This window comes from Wolbachia endosymbiont (group A) of Andrena fulva (assembly GCF_964026815.1).
GTDB lineage: Bacteria > Pseudomonadota > Alphaproteobacteria > Rickettsiales > Anaplasmataceae > Wolbachia > Wolbachia pipientis.
The window spans coordinates 1,207,631-1,225,128 of record NZ_OZ034701.1 but is presented as its reverse complement, the minus strand read 5'-3'; the positions used below and the strand labels follow the sequence as shown (position 1 = coordinate 1,225,128).

The following is a 17,498-nucleotide window of genomic DNA, read 5'->3' as shown; positions in this document are numbered from 1 at the left end:
CTATAAGATAATAAATTAGGCTGAGTTAGTTTCAGTGCGTATTAAGCTTAATTATCATTAAACCCCGTACTTTACTTACATTATACTAATAAACACTAGCAAGTCAAGTTAATTTAATGTTAACAAAGCACAAAAATTTGAGGATTTTCAATAGCTATTCTTTATATTTTTTTAACCTTTCTTGCTTCTCCTCTTCTACTTTTGCTTTTTCCACTTCTGCTTCTAAATTTTCTTGACTACATAAGCCGAGTAGTACAGGATCTTGGGGTTTTATATTTTGCATGTTATGATGAGATCCATCTCTTACCTGCTCAACTGTGTAATTTGTTGTACTAATTAATTTAGCTATAACGTTATTGTCCAAGATAGGAAATTTTTTTACTAAATAATAAATCGCATCAGGTTTATCTCTACGTCTTGCCGTAGAGGCAAAGCCAAGAATGCTACCAATCGCTTTACTCCTTTTTTTTATATTTTTTATAATCAAATTTGGTACACGATTTGGATTTTTTTTGCAATCATCGATTTCTTTTTCAGTAATTATTCCAGAAATAATAGGGTTATATTTTTCTACTTCTATTTCCTCATCAGCTATGTCTTGTACTTCTTCAAGGGCCAATCTGCAACATTGTGCTATTTGATTAAAAGTTAAACCAGTGTTGTCTACTAACCAAGCAGCTATTTGCACTAGAAACTGTTTATTTCTATCGTTATTGCCCTTAGAAGATTCCATTGACATCAAAAAAGCATCTCCCATTTAAAGTATCCCTTACTGTTATACAGAGCTAAAATATAAACTATTAAAACTAAAAAAGCATTAATTTTGTCATTCAATAACTTTTTGTTTGTCACTTCCCACCTCTTAAGTTAATTAAATGCGCTTACCTTTAAGCATATTTCAAACAAAATATTTCCCCTTCCTAAGGTATAGTATAACTCAGTTAAACATATGTTCCTATTTAAGATTAGAGAGTTAAATTTTAAGTTAATATATTGTAATATTATATATATTAGCTAATAAAGCAACAGGTTTACAAGCATTAAATTATCACTATTCTATAATTAATCATTAATTAACTGGGTTTAAAATGAATGTTAAAAATTTTTTCACTAAAGTAACCGTTGTCCTTTTAGCTTGCTTGTTAATCTTCATGGGAATTGGCAACCTTTTATCAGGTGATGATGAAAAAGAAGAGGTAGCTAGGGTTGGAAAAGAAGTTATAACGTCAGATGAGTATAAATCACTATATCAAAATTATGAAAAGCAAATTTCTGGATCTGATGCGAGTAGAGAACAAGTAAAAAAGCTGAAATATGATTTGCTTAACGCACTTATAGAGCAAAAACTATTGTTTAACCTAACTAGTGAGCTGGGGTTGACAGTTGGAGAAGAATCTATAAAAAACCATATTAAAAACACCAAATACTTTCAAAATGATAAAGGTGAATTTGACAAAAATAAATTCTATGAAACGCTAAATGACCTGCATATGACAGAGAAAGAGTATATAGCAAAGCTAGAGAAAGTCCTGCCTGCAATGATGTTCATGACTTCATTATTTAAAGATAATTATCCAGTAACTTTTGGCGAGAAAATTGATGAGCAGATATACAAAAGTCGCTACCAAACTAGAGTAGTTGATATTGTTAAAATAACTGAAGATGCAGTTACAAACATTCCTGAACCAGATGATCAAGCCTTACTTGATTTGTACGAAAGAAATAAATCCCATTTTTATTATCCTGAGTATCGAACTGCGCAATATATTTCCCTAGGCCAAAAGTATTTTGAAGATCAAATCAAGATCTCAGATGAAGAAGTTGATGGTATAATAGAACAACAAGAACTTAAAAATCAAAGAGATATATTCAATGCAATATTTTCTACCAAAGAAGAAGCTGAGACAGCAAGAAGAGCATTTGAGGAGGGTAAAACAAGCTTTGAACAGATAGTAGAAGAGTTTGGCAAAGCAAAACTTGAGGAAACTAGAGTAAATAATATAACTAAGGATTTTTTACCAGAAGACGTGAGAGAGAAGGTATTTGCTCTTAAAGTAGGTGAAGTAAGTGAAGTTTTAGCAAGCAGTTTTGGTTGGCACATAGTAAAAGTGGAAAGTGCGCATCAAATCTCTGATGAAGACTTAGTTGATTTAAAAAAAGACATAAAGTCAGTTCTAACTAACCAAAAGTCTTTTGAAAGAGTCAATGATTTCATAAACCAAGTGAACTATAAGATATACAATGGTTCAGAAATTGAAGAAATATTGAGTGAATATAATTTACCTATACAAACTATTGGTCCAGTAGATGCGAGTGGAAAAGATCAAAGCGGTAATAACGTAGGAGATTCTGGTGATTTGATTTCTTTCATTTTTTCGCGAGAAAAGGATCAGAAAGGTTATTTTAAGGGCGTTGGGGACACCGTTGTTAGTGTAAAAATCGTCGATATCTTTCCACCCAAATTGCAAAGTTTTGAAGAAGGCAAGGCATTAGCGGTAGAGCTTTGGCGTAGTGAGTTTATAAAAGAAAGAATGTTTAAATTCGGGCAAGAGGTTGCAGTTCAACTAAGAGAAAAAACAGATTTGGAAGAAATTCAAGGTGTGGAATTAGTTAAAGGTCAGCAGATGCACCGCAATAAAGTGGATCAACAAAACTACCCCTTTTCTTTTGTAGAAGAGATTTTCAATATGAAAACAACTGGTTCAGTGACAGATCCTATTCAATACAATAATGAAATTATAATAGGTGTTCTAAAAGAAATGCATTCATCAAATGGCAAATTAAACACGCTTGACACCGGAAAACGTGTGATGATATCGCTAAAAGAGCAATTAATTAGCTATCTGGAATCAAAGTATAAAGTCGAAGTTAATCACGCTATACTTGATGATATATAATCAAAAATCTTATAAGCTGCTTCAAACGCATCCAGTGCCCAGACACACAACTGTACGAACATTGCGATTTGAGAGCAATCTTCACTAGAAAGGATGTCATCCCAGTGCCCAGACACTGGGATCCAGGAATTTTATTAAGTTGGTAAGCATAAAAGTAGCCGTTTTATGTTAAAATACAACGTTTTAATGATTAAAAAAAGGCTGGATTCCAGTGTCAAGCACTGGAATGACACCATTTGCTGTGCAATTTACCTTCAAAAATGAATGTTCGTATAGCTGTGCGCCCGGCACTGCCCTACATTATTGGTAATTATATTATAAGGTGCAAAAGTTGTATAATTCATTTGACTTAAAACGGCTCATTGTATAAAATTGTGGCTAATATATGAATAAAGGTTAACATGGCAGTTAAAATAAGGTTGGCGAGGTTTGGCGCAAAGAAACGCCCTTTTTATAGGATAGTTGTAGCTGATTCACGAGCACCAAGAGATGGGCGTTTTATTGAGAAAATAGGACAATATGATCCAATGTTACCAAAAGACAATAAAAATCGTGTTGTGGTGAAAGCTGATAGATTAAAACATTGGCTAAGTGTAGGCGCGCAGGCAACTGAAAGAGTACTGTGGTTTATCAAAAAAGGCATAGTAACTTTAGAAACAGAACCAAAGAAAACAGAAAAGAAGAAAGTAGAGAACGAGAAAGCACAAGGGCAAGAGGCATAAGTCTCTTAAAATGCTAAATACTGATTTAACAAACAGCGATAAATTAGACGATATTGTATCTTCTGATTTGTCAGCTATGAATGACTTTGTCTTCAAAAATGTCAATGATGAAGATGCTAAGCTTGCTACTGATATTATATCTCATCTTGTTAGGTCAGGTGGAAAAAAAATAAGGCCTAAACTAGTTTTTATTATATGTAAAATGCTAAACTATTCTGGGGAGAATAGGATCAACGTTGCTGCATCGGTAGAGTTTATACACAATGCTACTTTACTTCATGATGATGTGCTCGATGAAAGTGAGGCACGCCATGGAGTTAAAACAGCGAATAAGATTTGGGGAAATAAATCAAGCATTTTAGTTGGTGATCTATTGTTGACTCTAGCATTTAGATGGCTTATAGAGTGTGGAAATTTAAATATTCTCTCTATTTTATCTAAAGCATCGCATTTACTTGTGAAGGGTGAAATAAAGCAGATGACAGCACGCTTTGACCCCCACACAGTCAGGGAAAATTATTTTGATATCATTGGAGAAAAGACAGCATCTTTATTTTCTGCATGCTGTGAAGCTGCATCAACAGTATCTGGTGCAACAAATGACGAAACAGAGAGGCTAAAGAATTTTGGTTTTAATTTTGGTATGGCATTTCAAATAGTTGATGATATGCTCGATTATACTGCTAATCAAGGCACTTCTGGAAAGCAAGTCGGAAAAGACTTTTTCGAAGGTAAAGTCACCTTACCTGCTATTATAGCATACGAAAAGGGCAGTCCAGCAGAGCAAAAATTCTGGGAAAAATGCTTTTCTTCAGCTAGACACAATTTTGACCAAGCATTACACTATATTAATCACCATAATGCCATTCAGCTTTCTATGGAAAAAGCTAGACACTACATTAATATGGCACAAAATGATATTAGTACTTTTTCTGATTCTTTTTATAAAACTACTTTAATTAACTTTTTAAATGCGAGCATAGAAAGACGAATGTAGCTGGCGCTTGATATTTTCAGATTAATTGTTATATATTTATTAGATTCTTAAGGGTAATGATATGTCAGATAGCAGTAAGGAGAAAAAGAAGAAGTTTGCTGATATGGTAAGTAGGCAGAAAGGTGACGACCAACAAAGTGATAACCATAAGCAAACTGATGATTTAAATGAAGATCTCAATACATTAAAAGAACGTGCAGTTCAGCTTGAAGATCATTTACGCCGTGCTGTTGCAGATAATGAAAACGTCAAACGTATAATGCAAAAGCAAATTAGCGATGCAAGTGACTACGCAGTCACAAAACTTGCACGTGATATGATCGACTCGTGCGACAATTTAAAAAGAGTAATGGAAATTTTGAAAGACGGTGATCCTGTTCATGAGGGGATTAAAGTAGCTTATCAAAAAATTATAAATGATCTAAAAAAACATGGAATAGAGGAAGTAGATCCACTTGGTGAGCTTTTTGATAGTAATTTACACCAAGCTGTTGTGGAAAGAGAAGACAATGAAAAAAAGCCTGGCACCATTGTAGAAGTACCACAAACTGGTTATACTATCAAAAATAGGTTGCTCCGTCCTGCAATGGTTATTCTTTCTAAGAAATCTGCTGATTGTGGAAGCGATTAGCATGAGGTAAATGTATAATGACAAGTATTGTCTTTTCAGGTATCCAGCCAAGTGGCGTACTACATTTAGGTAATTATCTTGGTGCAATCAAACAGTGGATAGACTTACAGGATAAATACAAATCTCTTTTTTGTATTGTCGACCTACACGCAATCACAGCAAATAAGCTTCCCGCAAGTGAATTAAAAAGTAATATTTTCAAAACAGCAGCAGCTTATATTGCATGCGGAATAGATACAGAAAAGTCCATTATTTTTAGTCAGTCCACAGTTAGTGGTCATGCAGAACTGGGCTGGCTGCTTGGATGCTATACACCAATTGGTTGGCTTAATCGCATGACTCAATTTAAAGATAAAGCTGGCAGCGATAAACAAAAAGCCTCTCTTGGATTATATAGTTATCCAGTACTTATGGCTGCAGATATATTGTTGTATCAAACTAAATACGTTCCTGTTGGTGATGATCAAAAACAGCATTTGGAGCTTGCACGTGATATTGCATCAGCTTTTAACAATCATTATAAGCTGGATTATTTCATCGTACCTGAAATCTTAACTTTGGATTGCACATCAAGGATAATGAGCTTAAGGGATGGCACAAGCAAGATGAGTAAATCTGATCCTTCAGAACATTCGTGCATTAACCTTGATGATACGGATGACTTAATTGTCAAAAAAATAGAAAAAGCAAAAACAGATTCAATTCTAGGCTTTGCTACTTTAAAGTGCCGACCAGAAATAAGCAATTTGATAAACATTTATTCAGTGCTTAGTAATGTAAATGCGGAAAAAGTATGTGAAGAAGTGAACAAACATGACATGAAGCACTTCAAAAAAGAGTTAGCTGATTTAATTATCAGTGTTATATCACCCATACGTGAGAAAATGAATGATCTTTTAAAAGACCAATTCCATTTACATGAAATATTAAAAAAAGGCACAAAGAAAGCAGCAGAAATTGCAACCCATAATATAAAAGAAATCAAGGATATTATTGGATTTGCTCAATATCTGTAAGGTTCCAAAGTGTGATGGTGCGAACCGTCATACCGCCGCGGTATCTCAGCCGCTAACACGTAGCGGGATGACGGTTTTTCAAATTGTCGGTAAATCTAAGTCAGTTTAGCTATAGGCAGCAATTTTCTGTATTTATTTTAAGTTGAAGAAAGCTCAAATGAAAAATCGTGTTTTGCTAAAAATCACAGAATGCAGTCTGGTTACAAAATTCTCTAATGGTCTTAAATAAAACTTCCAGTGAATGATTGTCAGACATATTGTGCTCTGCTGATTTTATTAAGTGTACTTCAACATCGGTTGACTTAATTTTTTCAGCTAAATTCAATGAAGTTTGATAAGGAACATCTTTATCATTAATGCTATGCAGCAAGCGCACAGGACAGTTTATATCTATTGTCTTTTTGTTTAAAAGAAGGTTCTTTCTGCCATCTTCGATCAAATTTTTAGTTATTTTGTATGTACAATGCTCTGAAGTAAAATCTATTACACCTTTAGAATCTAGTTCTTCTTTTTGCTTGCCTGACAATTGCTTGAATATCAAATCTTCAGTAAAATCGGGAGCAGACGATATACCAATTAGTGCTGCAATTTTTTCTGGAAATTGAAGGGCAGTGAGCAACATCAGCCATCCTCCCATACTTGAACCTATAATTATTTGTTTATCGCTAGTTAATTCACTCATTACTTTAGCACAATTTTTTTGCCAATCACTTATCGTGTAATCAATAAAATTACCACTTGAATGACCGTGACCAAAATAATCAAATAGCACAAGTGCTACGTCATTTTCTTGGCAAAATTTGTAAATAGCAGTTGCTTTAGTTCCATCCATATTAGATGCAAATCCACCGAAAAAAACTACAGAAGCTTTCTTCCCTTGTAGCTTTCGATATGCTATGTGACCATTATTTCCATCAAACAATTTACAATAATTCATACTACTTTGGCAAAGCAACCGGACTATCGCTCATCGAACACAAATAGCTGACTAGATCTGCAATCTCTTGTGGATTGGAAATACCTGCAAATGCCATACGTGTACCTTTTATATAGGCTTTTGGGTTCTTTAAAAAGGCAAATAACTCCTCATATCCCCATTTTTCACCTTTTTCAAGCAATGCTTTTGAGTAATTGAATGAGTTGCCAAGATGGGCCTTTTTATTTCCAACTACGTTCCATAAGTTTGGTCCTACTTTATTCATTCCACCTTTCTCAAAACTATGGCAAGCTATACATTTTTTCGCTGCTGATTTACCTTTCTCAAAGTTAGCATTCTGCATGAGCGCTCCAATATCGAGCGCCACTTGCTCGATTTTTTGCTGAGATTCATTGCTGCCAGCAGCTACTATCGTTTGGTGTTCAATCTTATATTCCTCCGGACTGTAAAGCATATCAACTACATTACTGACTATCATAATGATTAGCCCAGAAAGTAAAATCGATGCTGCAATCTTATTAAGCTCCATAGTTAATTTTTATTAAGTAATGTTACTTAAATTATGCAAATATTTTCGCAAACAGCAAACAATTACCTTGAAGCTCGCTAAAGATGAGAGTCTCTATAGCTGACCCAAGAAAGGTTTTCCTACGTCCATACCGCCGCGAACCGTCATACCGCGATTCATTCGCGGTATCTCAGCCGCTAACAAGAGATCCCGCTAACAAGTAGCGGGATGACGAGGTTCACTGCCATTAAGTTAAGGAAAGAATGGTTAAAAACTGAACTAAAAAGTCAGAAATAATTAAGGATTTATGACAAATACTGAAACAGAATAGAGTAAACTTTAAAGCAGATAAACTCTGAAGTGTAAATTATAGCATTTCTCATAATAGTCCGAACAGGTCATAGGAAGGCAGAATCAACAGCACGACGAAAGGATTCGAATAGAGGAATGTTTTTCCTGGCTCTGTTTTTTATAGCAAACCAATGATGCTCAATTTTGTTGAAATCTGGAGAATAAGGCGGCAGATACAAAATTTCTGCACCAACCCCTTTAGCAAGCTCGATAATCTTATCAGACTTATGAAAAGTAGCATTGTCAAGAATGACAGTCTGTCCAGGTTCCAAGATCGGTGTCAAAAATTGCTCAAACCATCCATTAAAAACATCCATATTACAGTGGCCTTCAAAGGTTAACGGAACAACTATCTTTCTTCCACTTAAGGCTGCAACCATACTGATTCGTTGAGTTTTCTTTCCAGATTTTAAGGCATAAAACCGCTGTCCTTTCTGGCAATATCCGTAGGGGTAGTCTTCGGTGTTATCAATGCCAGACTCATCTATATACACTAAGTTTTTAGGTTCTTTTGTCGCTATAATTTTCAAAAATTCAGCACGTTTTTCTTCGTTTCTTTCCTTGTATCCATATGTCTTTTTTTGCGCGTAAATCCAATTTTTTTAAGGGCTCGATAGATCGTTTGGATACTAATGTTGTTCCAAAGTTTAGCCATTTCCGATAGAGTCTTTCCTCCGTGTTCTCTGGCAAATTTGGCAAAGGTATCCCAGTCGGTAATTTTGTGATTGTAACCCCCATTTCCAAGTTTTTTTGATTGAAAGTCTCCTGTTTCTTTTCTTCTTTGCTGCCACTCCCATAAAGTAGTTCGTCCAATCTTAAATCTTGCTGCCACTGTTTCTCTGCTTTCTCCTTCGTCTAGCGCTTCCATTGCTTTTTTTCTTAAATCATAACTATATGCTGCTGGCATTCAACCTCCTTATCATCATCTACCCTTATCCTATCACATCCAGACTTTTATGGAAAGAGCTATACTTAAGAAATAGTTTGTTTAGAAGTCATTTTACAGGAGCTATGGCAATAAGCTACCCAGTTATTATCAGAAGATATGAATACTACCTCTAGTCAAAATATGTGTTTTCTAACCCTTTTTTGGTAATTGAACGAACGAAGATAAGGTACCTTATGACGATCAACTTTCCTTCCCTTTCTTACCGCCAAAGTGTTCATCAAAAATAGCTTTGATAATTGATCCATAATGCAGTCAGTATCTGATTCCGTAGCAAAAATGTCGAAAGCCAAGTTTTTGATCGCGTTAAATGAGACAGATTTGTTAATGCTCCTCTTAAGCTTATCATCGGTTAAGTCCATATTCAACGCTTCTTCTACATCTTCTGTCATAACACTTTCTAGGTTGCTAATAAAGATAGCTGACCAAAAATCCTGTTTAACAGACTCAACACTTTTTCCTGTAAAATTTTCTAGACTTAGTCTTCCTTTGAGTTTTGCAAAAAATGTCTCAACTCCCCAGCGTAAAAAATATAACTCCTTAAATCCTCCAGTTTGAAACTTTTGTTCATCCATTAATGATGTAGCTAACACTTCAATTTCACCAGATGGCAGTACCACTTTGAAGCGTTATTCCACTATTTTCTTGTTTTATCTTACGCTGAGCACATATGGTAACCTCAACACTAGATGGGCTTTTTTCTTCAAACATAGCATTCACTTCATTAAAAGATGATCTGGGACATCGAATGACATAAGCAATTTTTCTTTTTGTAAGGCTAGAAAGAAATTTATAAGATAAATATACAAATCAGTAAGTCATTAGTATTTACAACTTTAAGCATTTCATCTGCTAAGTTAATTTCATGAGTGTTACCTCTATCTAACACTGACCTTATGGCAACATTATTTAGCACATCTTAACAAACCGCAAAGGTTGCACTTGCATAATCACCTAAATCTTTTGGTTTTTGGTTACGTATTTTTCTTGAGCCAAATTCATTTTTTATTTCAACGCTTGTTGGTAAAATGATTTTGGAGGCATCAAGAGCTAACACTCTAAAGCCAAAACAAGTTTTAAATTTTTGGTCTTGGTAGTACAAGGAAACCACACCTTCGTTAATTTCTGAAAATGCACTGTGTTTCATTTTTTTTCTTGCTTGACTAAAAGCACTAGCAGTAACGGTATAGTCTTTTTTCCTATATAAAATAAATTCGTTTAGTATTACTTGCAGCGACTTTACACTTTTTCTTAAAATTAAGATAAATATGTCAATAAAAGATAACTTCCTCTTTCTCATAAAATCTTTTGAAGATGATTTATGGGATTCTATAAATTCTAGACTTGCCAATTCATTTTGAATAAATTTTATTACTGCCTTTTTTACTCATACTACCTTTAAACTTATTGGTATACATCATTATCCCATAAAATCTATCTTTTTTCCTTAACTTAATGGCAGTGAGACGAGGTTATCGTCATGCCGCCACGAACCGTCATACCGCGATTCATTCGCGGTATCTCTTAGCCGCTAACAAGTAGCTGGATGACGATTGTCAGGGTGTAATCCCAGTGTCCCTATGATGTCATCCCAGTGCCCAGACACTGAGATCCAGGAAAGTTTGCTTGTAAGCAAGCAAACTAGCACAGAAAGTGGTTACAACATTTTCGATGAGATTATATGGAAAACTGGATCCCAGTGTCAAGCACTGGGATGACAAAAAAAGGAGCACTGGAATGGCACCATTTGTTATGTTTAACAAAGTTCGTACTTAGCTTCATGTTAGCCATAAATATTTAAGAAATTTACCAAATGGAAAAAAAGGCAAAAGAAGCCCCATGGTTAACTAGTTCTGACACTGGTTTCCATCCAAGACGGCAGTAGCCCCTTCGGTGTCATTCCAGTGTCAAGCACTGGAATGACAAAGGAGAGCAGTGTCAGCTACTTGGATGACACCTTTTTTCTACTTAGTGTGGGTTATACAAGAAGTCTATTGTATGGCTATTGCTGGTCGTATATTACTTATAGCTTATCTATTCAAATTGCAACTTTGTTTTTCATAATTAATTATTGACAGAAATTATTAATTGGGTTATTATTAAATTATCGTTAACAAGTGAGGCAAAGAAATGATGATATCCAATAATTCTTCATTGCTAAAAGATAGTCAGGAGCTTACTAAAACTAAGCAGACTATATGGAAACCTTTAATTGCTGTTTCATTATTATCTATATTTAGTTTCATATCTGGTCAATATCTTCCTTATGTTATTATAGCAGTTTCTGGTTCTGGTCCTATTGCAGCAGTTCCTTTAGCAATTTTTGCTGTTTCTACGGCTGTTGCATTGATTTCAAAAATATATCTCATTAGACTGGCCGTTTCTAGAGCTGACAATAAGAAAGAAGAACCACAAAAACTTGTGTGTGAAAATTGTACTAATCTGGAGAATAAATCAAGTGTGCCTACTCCTACACCGCCTCCAGTAACATTGGGTACACAACCAAATCCAAGTGTCAGTGTACCACCGCCGCCACCTCCTCCATTGCCACAAGATGCTGCACTACCACCTCCGCCTCCGCATTTTTTTACAGCTTCCAAGCGTACGGAGCAACCTAAGAATGATGCACCGAAGAAGGCTGGTGAACCTGAGAATAATAATCATTCTACTCTGTTTGAACAGATAAGAGGAGGTACTACGTTAAAAAGAGTGAGCAGCAACAAAATTTTACAAATGAATTGAAAGCAAAATTAGAAAGTAGTGGGGGCACTGACAAAAAAGAAACACCAGAAGAGTTTGCTGCAAGAATAGATAGGGAGCAAGCAGAGAGAAAGAAGTCGGATGATAATGATTCAGATTGGACAAAGAGACTTAAGGAGAGAGTAACAGTCATGCGATTCTCAGATAGTGAAAGTGAGCATTCTGATTCTATTAGCGATTCAGATTGGACTACAGATGAAAGCAAAGACAAACAGAAAGAGATAGAGCAGGAAAAAGAGGAGCAGACAAAACACACAAATTCCCCATCAAGCAAGGAAGAAGGAAGCGGGGGTCTTGACAGTGGTATAGGATCTAGAGCCACATCTCCGATACATCCTGAACAAGAAACAGAGGAGTCACCGGTACCGCCAAGTTCGTGTGTTGATTCACCACAAGTAAATAATGTTGACTCAGTGGATAATGAGGTGCAAGATTCACCTCCTCTTTCTGTTGAGGATCGCATAGCACAGTTTGGTGGAAAAGCGTTACGATGCCAAAAGGAAAATGTTGTACAAGGACTATGATAACTATGAAATGGTCAGCCATGCACTTCCCTTCCTTTTCAAAATAAGTTTACCTACAGGTCTGATTGTATTAAGATTACTTAATACAATCAGATCTATTATATGCGTTTATCCAAATATTACCTGCCAACTCTAAAGGAAAAGCCTGCCCATGCTAAAATTATCTCCCATCAATATTCTTTGCGTGCAGGTTTAATAAAGCAGATAGCATCTGGCATCTATACGTGGTTACCACTTGGTCTCTTAGTGCTTAAGAATATTGAAGATATTATCAGAGATGAAATGAACAAATCCGGTGCTATTGAAGCATTAATGCCTTGTGTGCAACCAGCAAGTCTTTGGCGAGAATCAGGGCGTTACGATGATTACGGTAAGGAAATGCTACGCATAAAGGATAGGCATGAGGAAGATATGCTTTTTGGTCCAACGCATGAGGAGATAGCAACTGATTTAATTAGAGATGTGGTAAAAAGTTACAAAGATTTGCCACTTTGTTTATACCAAATTCAATGGAAATTCCGTGATGAGGTAAGACCACGTTATGGTGTTATGAGGGGCAGGGAATTTTTGATGAAGGATGCATACAGTTTTGATGTAGATTACGAAGGTGCACTGAATTCATATAATTTGATGTACAAAACTTACATAAAAATCTTCAAACGCATGGGATTTACTCCAATTGGAGTTCGAGCTGATACGGGGCCAATTGGAGGAAATTTGAGCCACGAGTTTCATATATTGGCAAACACTGGTGAGAGCACTTTATATTATGACAATAAATTTTCTGAACTACTAGAGAGTGAAGATATTGAAAGTTTAAAGAGTATATACGCAGTTGCAGATGATATGCATGATCCTGAGACTTGCCCCATATCACAAGAGCAGTTAAATGTTAGTAAAGGTATTGAAATAGGGCATATTTTTTATTTTGGCGACAAATATTCAAAGCCTATGAAGGCAAGTGTTACTTCTCAAGATGGAAAAAATGTCAATATACATATGGGTTCGTATGGCATTGGGGTTTCAAGACTTGTTGGTGCGATAATAGAAGCTTTTCATGATGATAAGGGAATTATCTGGCCGGAGGAGGTAGCTCCTTTCAGAATTGGTTTAATCAATTTACAAACGAAAGTAACGGAGGCTGCAGATAAAATATACAAAGCTTTGAAGAGCGATGAAGTGCTTTACGATGATACGGAAGGGAGTGTAGGAGTAAAATTTTCTAGAATGGATCTGATAGGCTTGCCGTGGCAAATAATTGTCGGAAAGAAAGCAGTAAGTGAAAATATAGTTGAAGTAAAAAATAGAGCAACTGGAGAGGTAAAGGAAATGCAGATTGAGGAAGCAATAAATCACTTTAGCGCAAAATGATACACGGTATCGGCACTGACATAGTATATATACCAAGAATATTGAGAATATTACAAAAATACGGGGAAAAATTTCTCAATAGAATCTACACTGAAAAGGAAATAGAGCTAAGTAGAAAGTATAATAGTCAAGAAATGCGAGCAAGGTATTTTGCTAAACGCTTTGCAGCAAAAGAAGCTTTTGTTAAAGCACGAGGTAGTGGTCAGGGTATTACAATGAAAGATATAGAAATATACAATGATGTAAGAGGCAAGCCATATCTTACCGTTAGCAAGGATTTTATCTCCAAAATTCATCTTTCTTTAAGTGACGATGGAGATTACGCTACTGCATTTGTTGTAATTTGCGTCTATAGCTCACACAGATAAAGTTTACTCTTTTGTCATCTTATGGCTTACTGTATGAACATTCATTTTTAAAGGTAAACTGCACAGCAAATGGTCAGTGCTTGACACTGTCCTCCTTTGTCATCCCAGTGCCCAGACACTGGTTTTCTGCAATCTCATCGAAAACGTTTTTCTATGCTAGTTTGCTTGCTCACAAGCAAACTTTCCTGGATCCAAGTAGTCAGGGCACTGGGATGACATCTTTGTTGTGTTTAACAAAAACAAATGTTCGTACAGTTGTGGAATGAATCGCAGTATAGCTATAGCATACACAAACAACTAGTTTGCCAAAAAAACATAGCGGTTTTTCTATGATTTTAGTATAATTCTAGCTTTACCTAAACAAAAAGATGAATTATTTAATGGACTGTGTTTTAACGTCTCTTTCCTTACCATTTTCAATTACCGAGAATTATTTATTAATTACTGCATTGATTCCACTTTTGAGTGGGTTAGCTATTTTTTTTACTGGTAAATGGCCCGGAGTGAACAATAGTATTACTGTCACTTCTTCTGTACTTCTGTTTACGTATACGTGTCTGTGCACTTTATATTGGGTATATGGTGATCATTCTCAATTTATTCTCATGGATTTTGGTAATAATTTGCACATTAGTTTAAAGCTAGAGTCTACTGGAGTAGTATTCAGTTTATTAATATCGTTTTTATGGATACTAACCAGTGTATATGCAATATGTTATATGCAGAATAACTATGCTGATAGCAATCACTCAAGTTTTCTATGCTTTTTTTCAATATCGATTAGCTGTGCAATGTTTATTGCTTTTTCTGGAGACTTGCTCACTACATTTGTCTTTTATGAGCTTCTAACTATTAGTACATGCCCTCTGGTTACTTACAACTCAACAAATGAATCAATGATTGCAGGACGCTATTACTTTGGCGTGCTATTTTTCTCTTCTTTGGTATTGTTTTTTCCTGCAATAGGCCTTTTATATAATGAATTTCATACTTTAGACTTTGTAAGCGGTGGAATATTCAAATTTGATACTTCACTCATCACTTTCATTGCAGTGTGTTTTGCTATGCTGATTTACGGAATAGGAAAAGCTGCATTAATGCCAATGCATTTTTGGTTACCAAAAGCAATGGTTGCACCAACTCCTGTAAGCGCACTACTGCATGCTGTTGCTGTTGTGAAATCCGGAGTTTTCATCATCATAAAAGTTATATTATACACTTTCGGCGTCGATAACATGCAACGTTTTGTGCAGCAAAATTGGTTTGCTGGAGGGTGGCTTCCGTACACTGCTGGATTTACTATTATTACTGCATCATTGATTGCACTAAAGCAAAAAGAATTAAAGAAATTGCTTGCTTACTCTACCATCTCTCAATTGTCGTATATTATATTATTCGCTTCAATTTTTAGTGATCTCAGCATGAGGGTTGCAATTTTTCAATTAGTTTGCCACGCATTTGCAAAAATCACTTTGTTTTTCGTTGCCGGAGCAATAATAACGAGAGCAGGTGAGAAATATATAGATAAGATTTACGGTATAGGACGCAGTATGCCAATTAGCATGACAGCATTTGCTATAGGTGCATTGTCTATGATAGGGGTGCCGCCTGCTCCGACTTTTTGGGGTAAATTTCTCATTTTTCAAGCTGTTTTCAACTCTGGCAATGTAATACTTTCTGTGTTTGTAACTCTAGTGTTAATTGTTAGTACTATACTCAACGCTCTGTACTTTTTACCGATAATTTACAACGCCTTTTTCTTAAAACCTTCTCAGAATTACTTTATTAAAAAAACACCAATTCTTCTAGTTTTACCTCCAGTTATTACTGCTATGTGCACTTTGGTTATTTTTTTTAGCTACCAAGTAATATTTTAAAATCTGTATTTATAACCATTAACAATAAATTTAAATGGTATTATACCAGCCAGAGTTGCTTTTATATTCGACAAAGTGAAGCTAATCTCCACAGTATCCTCCTTATTTTGCTCGGTTGTAAAAACTACAGTAGCATTTCCAGCAAATGTAACTAAGTCCTTGGTCGATCGATCAATAGATAATGTTATTACATTTATGTTGGCGATTTTTCTTTTAGATAAAGACAAATTACCAGCTTCATTATTCGTTTTTTCCTGAAAGCCTTGATAGATTTTATGTATAGAATTGTTTCTTATAAAATTTTCTTGGTACTTCGGTTCAACGATCTTAATGGACTCGTATATTTCAATGTATTTACTTATTAAGTACCTCGCTGTGGAAGTGTATTCATCTTCCTTTTTACTGAAACTAAGCTTATGCATTGCAGAGAACTCATCTTCTGTGTGGTTCATATACTTCACAAAATTTAAATCTTTTTTAATAGGAAATAACAGGTATATGTTTAATGTTAATAAACATAAGCATACTAGGAGAAGCGATACTATTAATGCCATCCAAGATCTTTCTGCTACACAAAACAGATACCTATGGCAGTACCATTCGACTGCTTTACTGAAATAACTTTTGTTTTTTACTGATTCAAGCAATTTATCTTCCATAACACAATACTACCAGACCTAATCGGATCATTATAATAACAATAAGCTTAGATACTCTAAAAAAAACTTTAAAATATGTCTAAATTTTCCCAAATAGGATGAATGATTATATCACCTTGTTCTGCAATGAGGTAGAATTTATCGATTTTGCTCACATCTATATTTATCATTTTTACACTGAAATTTTCAGGATCATAAGTATTACTTTCTACACTTTTGTGATAATTATAATAATGTAATTTATTTTGATCATCAAAATAACCAAATTCATCAGCAAAGGTTCCCACTTTTCTACCTTTACCACTTTTGACTAGCTCAAATAGATCAATTACATGGTTTTGGGATCCAGGCTCAATAGGCCCTTCTGCAGCAAAAAATTTAGGTGCATGACCAATGTATTCCTTAAATTTTAGATTATGAGTCTTTTTTACACTACCAAAATCCACAAATTTATATTCATCTGAAATACCAGAATATTGTGGATCATACTTTTTATATTCAAAAAACTCATTACCTAAAAAATTACAAAACGTTAATTTATAATTATCATGATCGGATTTTACGACTTTAAGGTAATGAAAATCTCCAGGAATCTTTACTTCCTCTTCCGTAATATGATTACGTACAACAAGCTCACCATTTAGCATATGATAGCCAATTTTTGGCAAAGTAGCTATATTGATTGTCTTGTTTAGCTTAAAATTTGCTTCATAAATGCCACTTAACAACTCCTTTCCTTTTTCTAGGGTTATGTCTTGATCTGAAGCTATATTCTTAATTAAGCTTAATTTTTTCTGCATGTTCAATATGGCTTTCGTCAAAACTTCTATTGATTGCCATACAGTTAATTTATTATCAGTCAAATTATATACTTCGAGTATTAAATTAACAGAATTTTATCATGAATTTATGTTAAAAGTATTATACTTTGTAA

18 protein-coding genes and 1 pseudogene are annotated in these 17,498 nt (G+C 34.9%); 11 read left to right on the top strand and 8 right to left on the bottom strand.

The features are described from left to right. Positions 1-154: 154 nt before the first annotated feature. Entirely contained in the window at positions 155-757 is a 603-nt protein-coding gene (locus AAGD84_RS06215) for a cell cycle transcriptional regulator TrcR (protein ID WP_010082495.1), read from the bottom strand. A gap of 331 nt (positions 758-1,088) precedes the next feature. Here AAGD84_RS06215 and AAGD84_RS06210 point away from each other — a divergent pair, with 331 nt between their 5' ends. The 5 genes from AAGD84_RS06210 (at position 1,089) to trpS (ending at position 6,263) form a co-directional block, all read left to right on the top strand. Next, positions 1,089-2,897, top strand: coding sequence for a peptidylprolyl isomerase (locus AAGD84_RS06210; RefSeq protein ID WP_265038007.1), 1,809 nt, complete (start codon positions 1,089-1,091; stop codon positions 2,895-2,897). A gap of 401 nt (positions 2,898-3,298) precedes the next feature. Then, positions 3,299-3,619, top strand: a complete 321-nt coding sequence (rpsP, locus tag AAGD84_RS06205; RefSeq protein WP_006279266.1) for a 30S ribosomal protein S16 — start codon at positions 3,299-3,301, stop codon at positions 3,617-3,619. A gap of 10 nt (positions 3,620-3,629) precedes the next feature. After that, positions 3,630-4,616 (top strand): polyprenyl synthetase family protein, encoded by a 987-nt coding sequence (locus tag AAGD84_RS06200; RefSeq protein WP_010962840.1) that lies wholly within the window; start codon positions 3,630-3,632, stop codon positions 4,614-4,616. A 61-nt stretch (positions 4,617-4,677) separates the two neighbouring features. After that, a complete protein-coding gene (locus AAGD84_RS06195; protein WP_264722924.1) occupies positions 4,678-5,247 on the top strand; it encodes a nucleotide exchange factor GrpE in 570 nt (189 codons plus the stop codon). Positions 5,248-5,264: 17 nt separating this feature from the next. Further along, positions 5,265-6,263 (top strand): tryptophan--tRNA ligase, encoded by a 999-nt coding sequence (trpS, locus tag AAGD84_RS06190; RefSeq protein ID WP_006280207.1) that lies wholly within the window; start codon positions 5,265-5,267, stop codon positions 6,261-6,263. A 175-nt stretch (positions 6,264-6,438) separates the two neighbouring features. Here trpS and AAGD84_RS06185 read toward each other — a convergent pair whose 3' ends face one another. The 4 genes and pseudogenes from AAGD84_RS06185 to AAGD84_RS06170 form a co-directional block, all read right to left on the bottom strand. Continuing rightward, positions 6,439-7,200: an alpha/beta hydrolase gene (locus AAGD84_RS06185; protein ID WP_264722922.1), complete on the bottom strand. Its 762-nt coding sequence runs from the start codon at positions 7,198-7,200 to the stop codon at positions 6,439-6,441. A gap of 1 nt (position 7,201) precedes the next feature. Then, a complete protein-coding gene (locus AAGD84_RS06180) occupies positions 7,202-7,729 on the bottom strand; it encodes a c-type cytochrome (protein WP_264722921.1) in 528 nt (175 codons plus the stop codon). A 377-nt stretch (positions 7,730-8,106) separates the two neighbouring features. Then, a protein-coding gene (locus AAGD84_RS06175; protein ID WP_341817957.1) for an IS630 family transposase occupies positions 8,107-8,966 on the bottom strand; the annotation gives its coding sequence in 2 pieces (ribosomal slippage) (positions 8,107-8,642 and positions 8,642-8,966; 861 coding nt in all). A 155-nt stretch (positions 8,967-9,121) separates the two neighbouring features. Then, positions 9,122-10,377, bottom strand: a pseudogene (locus AAGD84_RS06170) (IS4 family transposase). A gap of 208 nt (positions 10,378-10,585) precedes the next feature. Between AAGD84_RS06170 and AAGD84_RS06165 the strand changes: the two are divergent. From AAGD84_RS06165 to AAGD84_RS06145, 5 genes are all read left to right on the top strand, one after another. Further along, positions 10,586-10,723: a hypothetical protein gene (locus AAGD84_RS06165; protein ID WP_341817956.1), complete on the top strand. Its 138-nt coding sequence runs from the start codon at positions 10,586-10,588 to the stop codon at positions 10,721-10,723. A gap of 412 nt (positions 10,724-11,135) precedes the next feature. Then, positions 11,136-11,747 (top strand): hypothetical protein, encoded by a 612-nt coding sequence (locus AAGD84_RS06160; RefSeq protein WP_341817955.1) that lies wholly within the window; start codon positions 11,136-11,138, stop codon positions 11,745-11,747. After that, complete coding sequence (locus AAGD84_RS06155) at positions 11,744-12,289, top strand: hypothetical protein (protein WP_265038383.1); 546 nt, start codon at positions 11,744-11,746, stop codon at positions 12,287-12,289. Before AAGD84_RS06160 ends, AAGD84_RS06155 begins: the two co-directional genes overlap by 4 nt. 102 nt (positions 12,290-12,391) lie before the next feature. After that, complete coding sequence (gene proS, locus AAGD84_RS06150) at positions 12,392-13,660, top strand: proline--tRNA ligase (protein WP_022626352.1); 1,269 nt, start codon at positions 12,392-12,394, stop codon at positions 13,658-13,660. Further along, positions 13,657-14,028 (top strand): holo-[acyl-carrier-protein] synthase, encoded by a 372-nt coding sequence (locus AAGD84_RS06145; protein WP_010082456.1) that lies wholly within the window; start codon positions 13,657-13,659, stop codon positions 14,026-14,028. Before proS ends, AAGD84_RS06145 begins: the two co-directional genes overlap by 4 nt. A 156-nt stretch (positions 14,029-14,184) precedes the next feature. Here the strand turns inward: AAGD84_RS06145 and AAGD84_RS06140 are convergent, their stop codons facing one another. Further along, positions 14,185-14,319 (bottom strand): hypothetical protein, encoded by a 135-nt coding sequence (locus AAGD84_RS06140; RefSeq protein WP_341810678.1) that lies wholly within the window; start codon positions 14,317-14,319, stop codon positions 14,185-14,187. A gap of 89 nt (positions 14,320-14,408) precedes the next feature. On the opposite strand from AAGD84_RS06140, the gene AAGD84_RS06135 reads away from it, so the two are divergent. Beyond that, the gene (locus tag AAGD84_RS06135) at positions 14,409-15,905 is read left to right on the top strand and encodes a proton-conducting transporter membrane subunit (protein ID WP_341817954.1); all 1,497 of its coding nucleotides are present in this window, start codon (positions 14,409-14,411) and stop codon (positions 15,903-15,905) included. On the opposite strand, the gene AAGD84_RS06130 is transcribed toward AAGD84_RS06135, so the two are convergent. Together AAGD84_RS06130 and AAGD84_RS06125 are read right to left on the bottom strand one after the other, a co-directional pair. Next, the gene (locus AAGD84_RS06130; RefSeq protein WP_010082435.1) at positions 15,902-16,564 is read right to left on the bottom strand and encodes a hypothetical protein; all 663 of its coding nucleotides are present in this window, start codon (positions 16,562-16,564) and stop codon (positions 15,902-15,904) included. The two genes, AAGD84_RS06135 and AAGD84_RS06130, sit on opposite strands and share 4 nt — an antisense overlap. A 68-nt stretch (positions 16,565-16,632) precedes the next feature. Then, on the bottom strand, positions 16,633-17,427 hold the full coding sequence (locus tag AAGD84_RS06125; protein WP_022626354.1) for a hypothetical protein: 795 nt from the start codon (positions 17,425-17,427) through the stop codon (positions 16,633-16,635). Positions 17,428-17,498 lie beyond the last annotated feature (71 nt).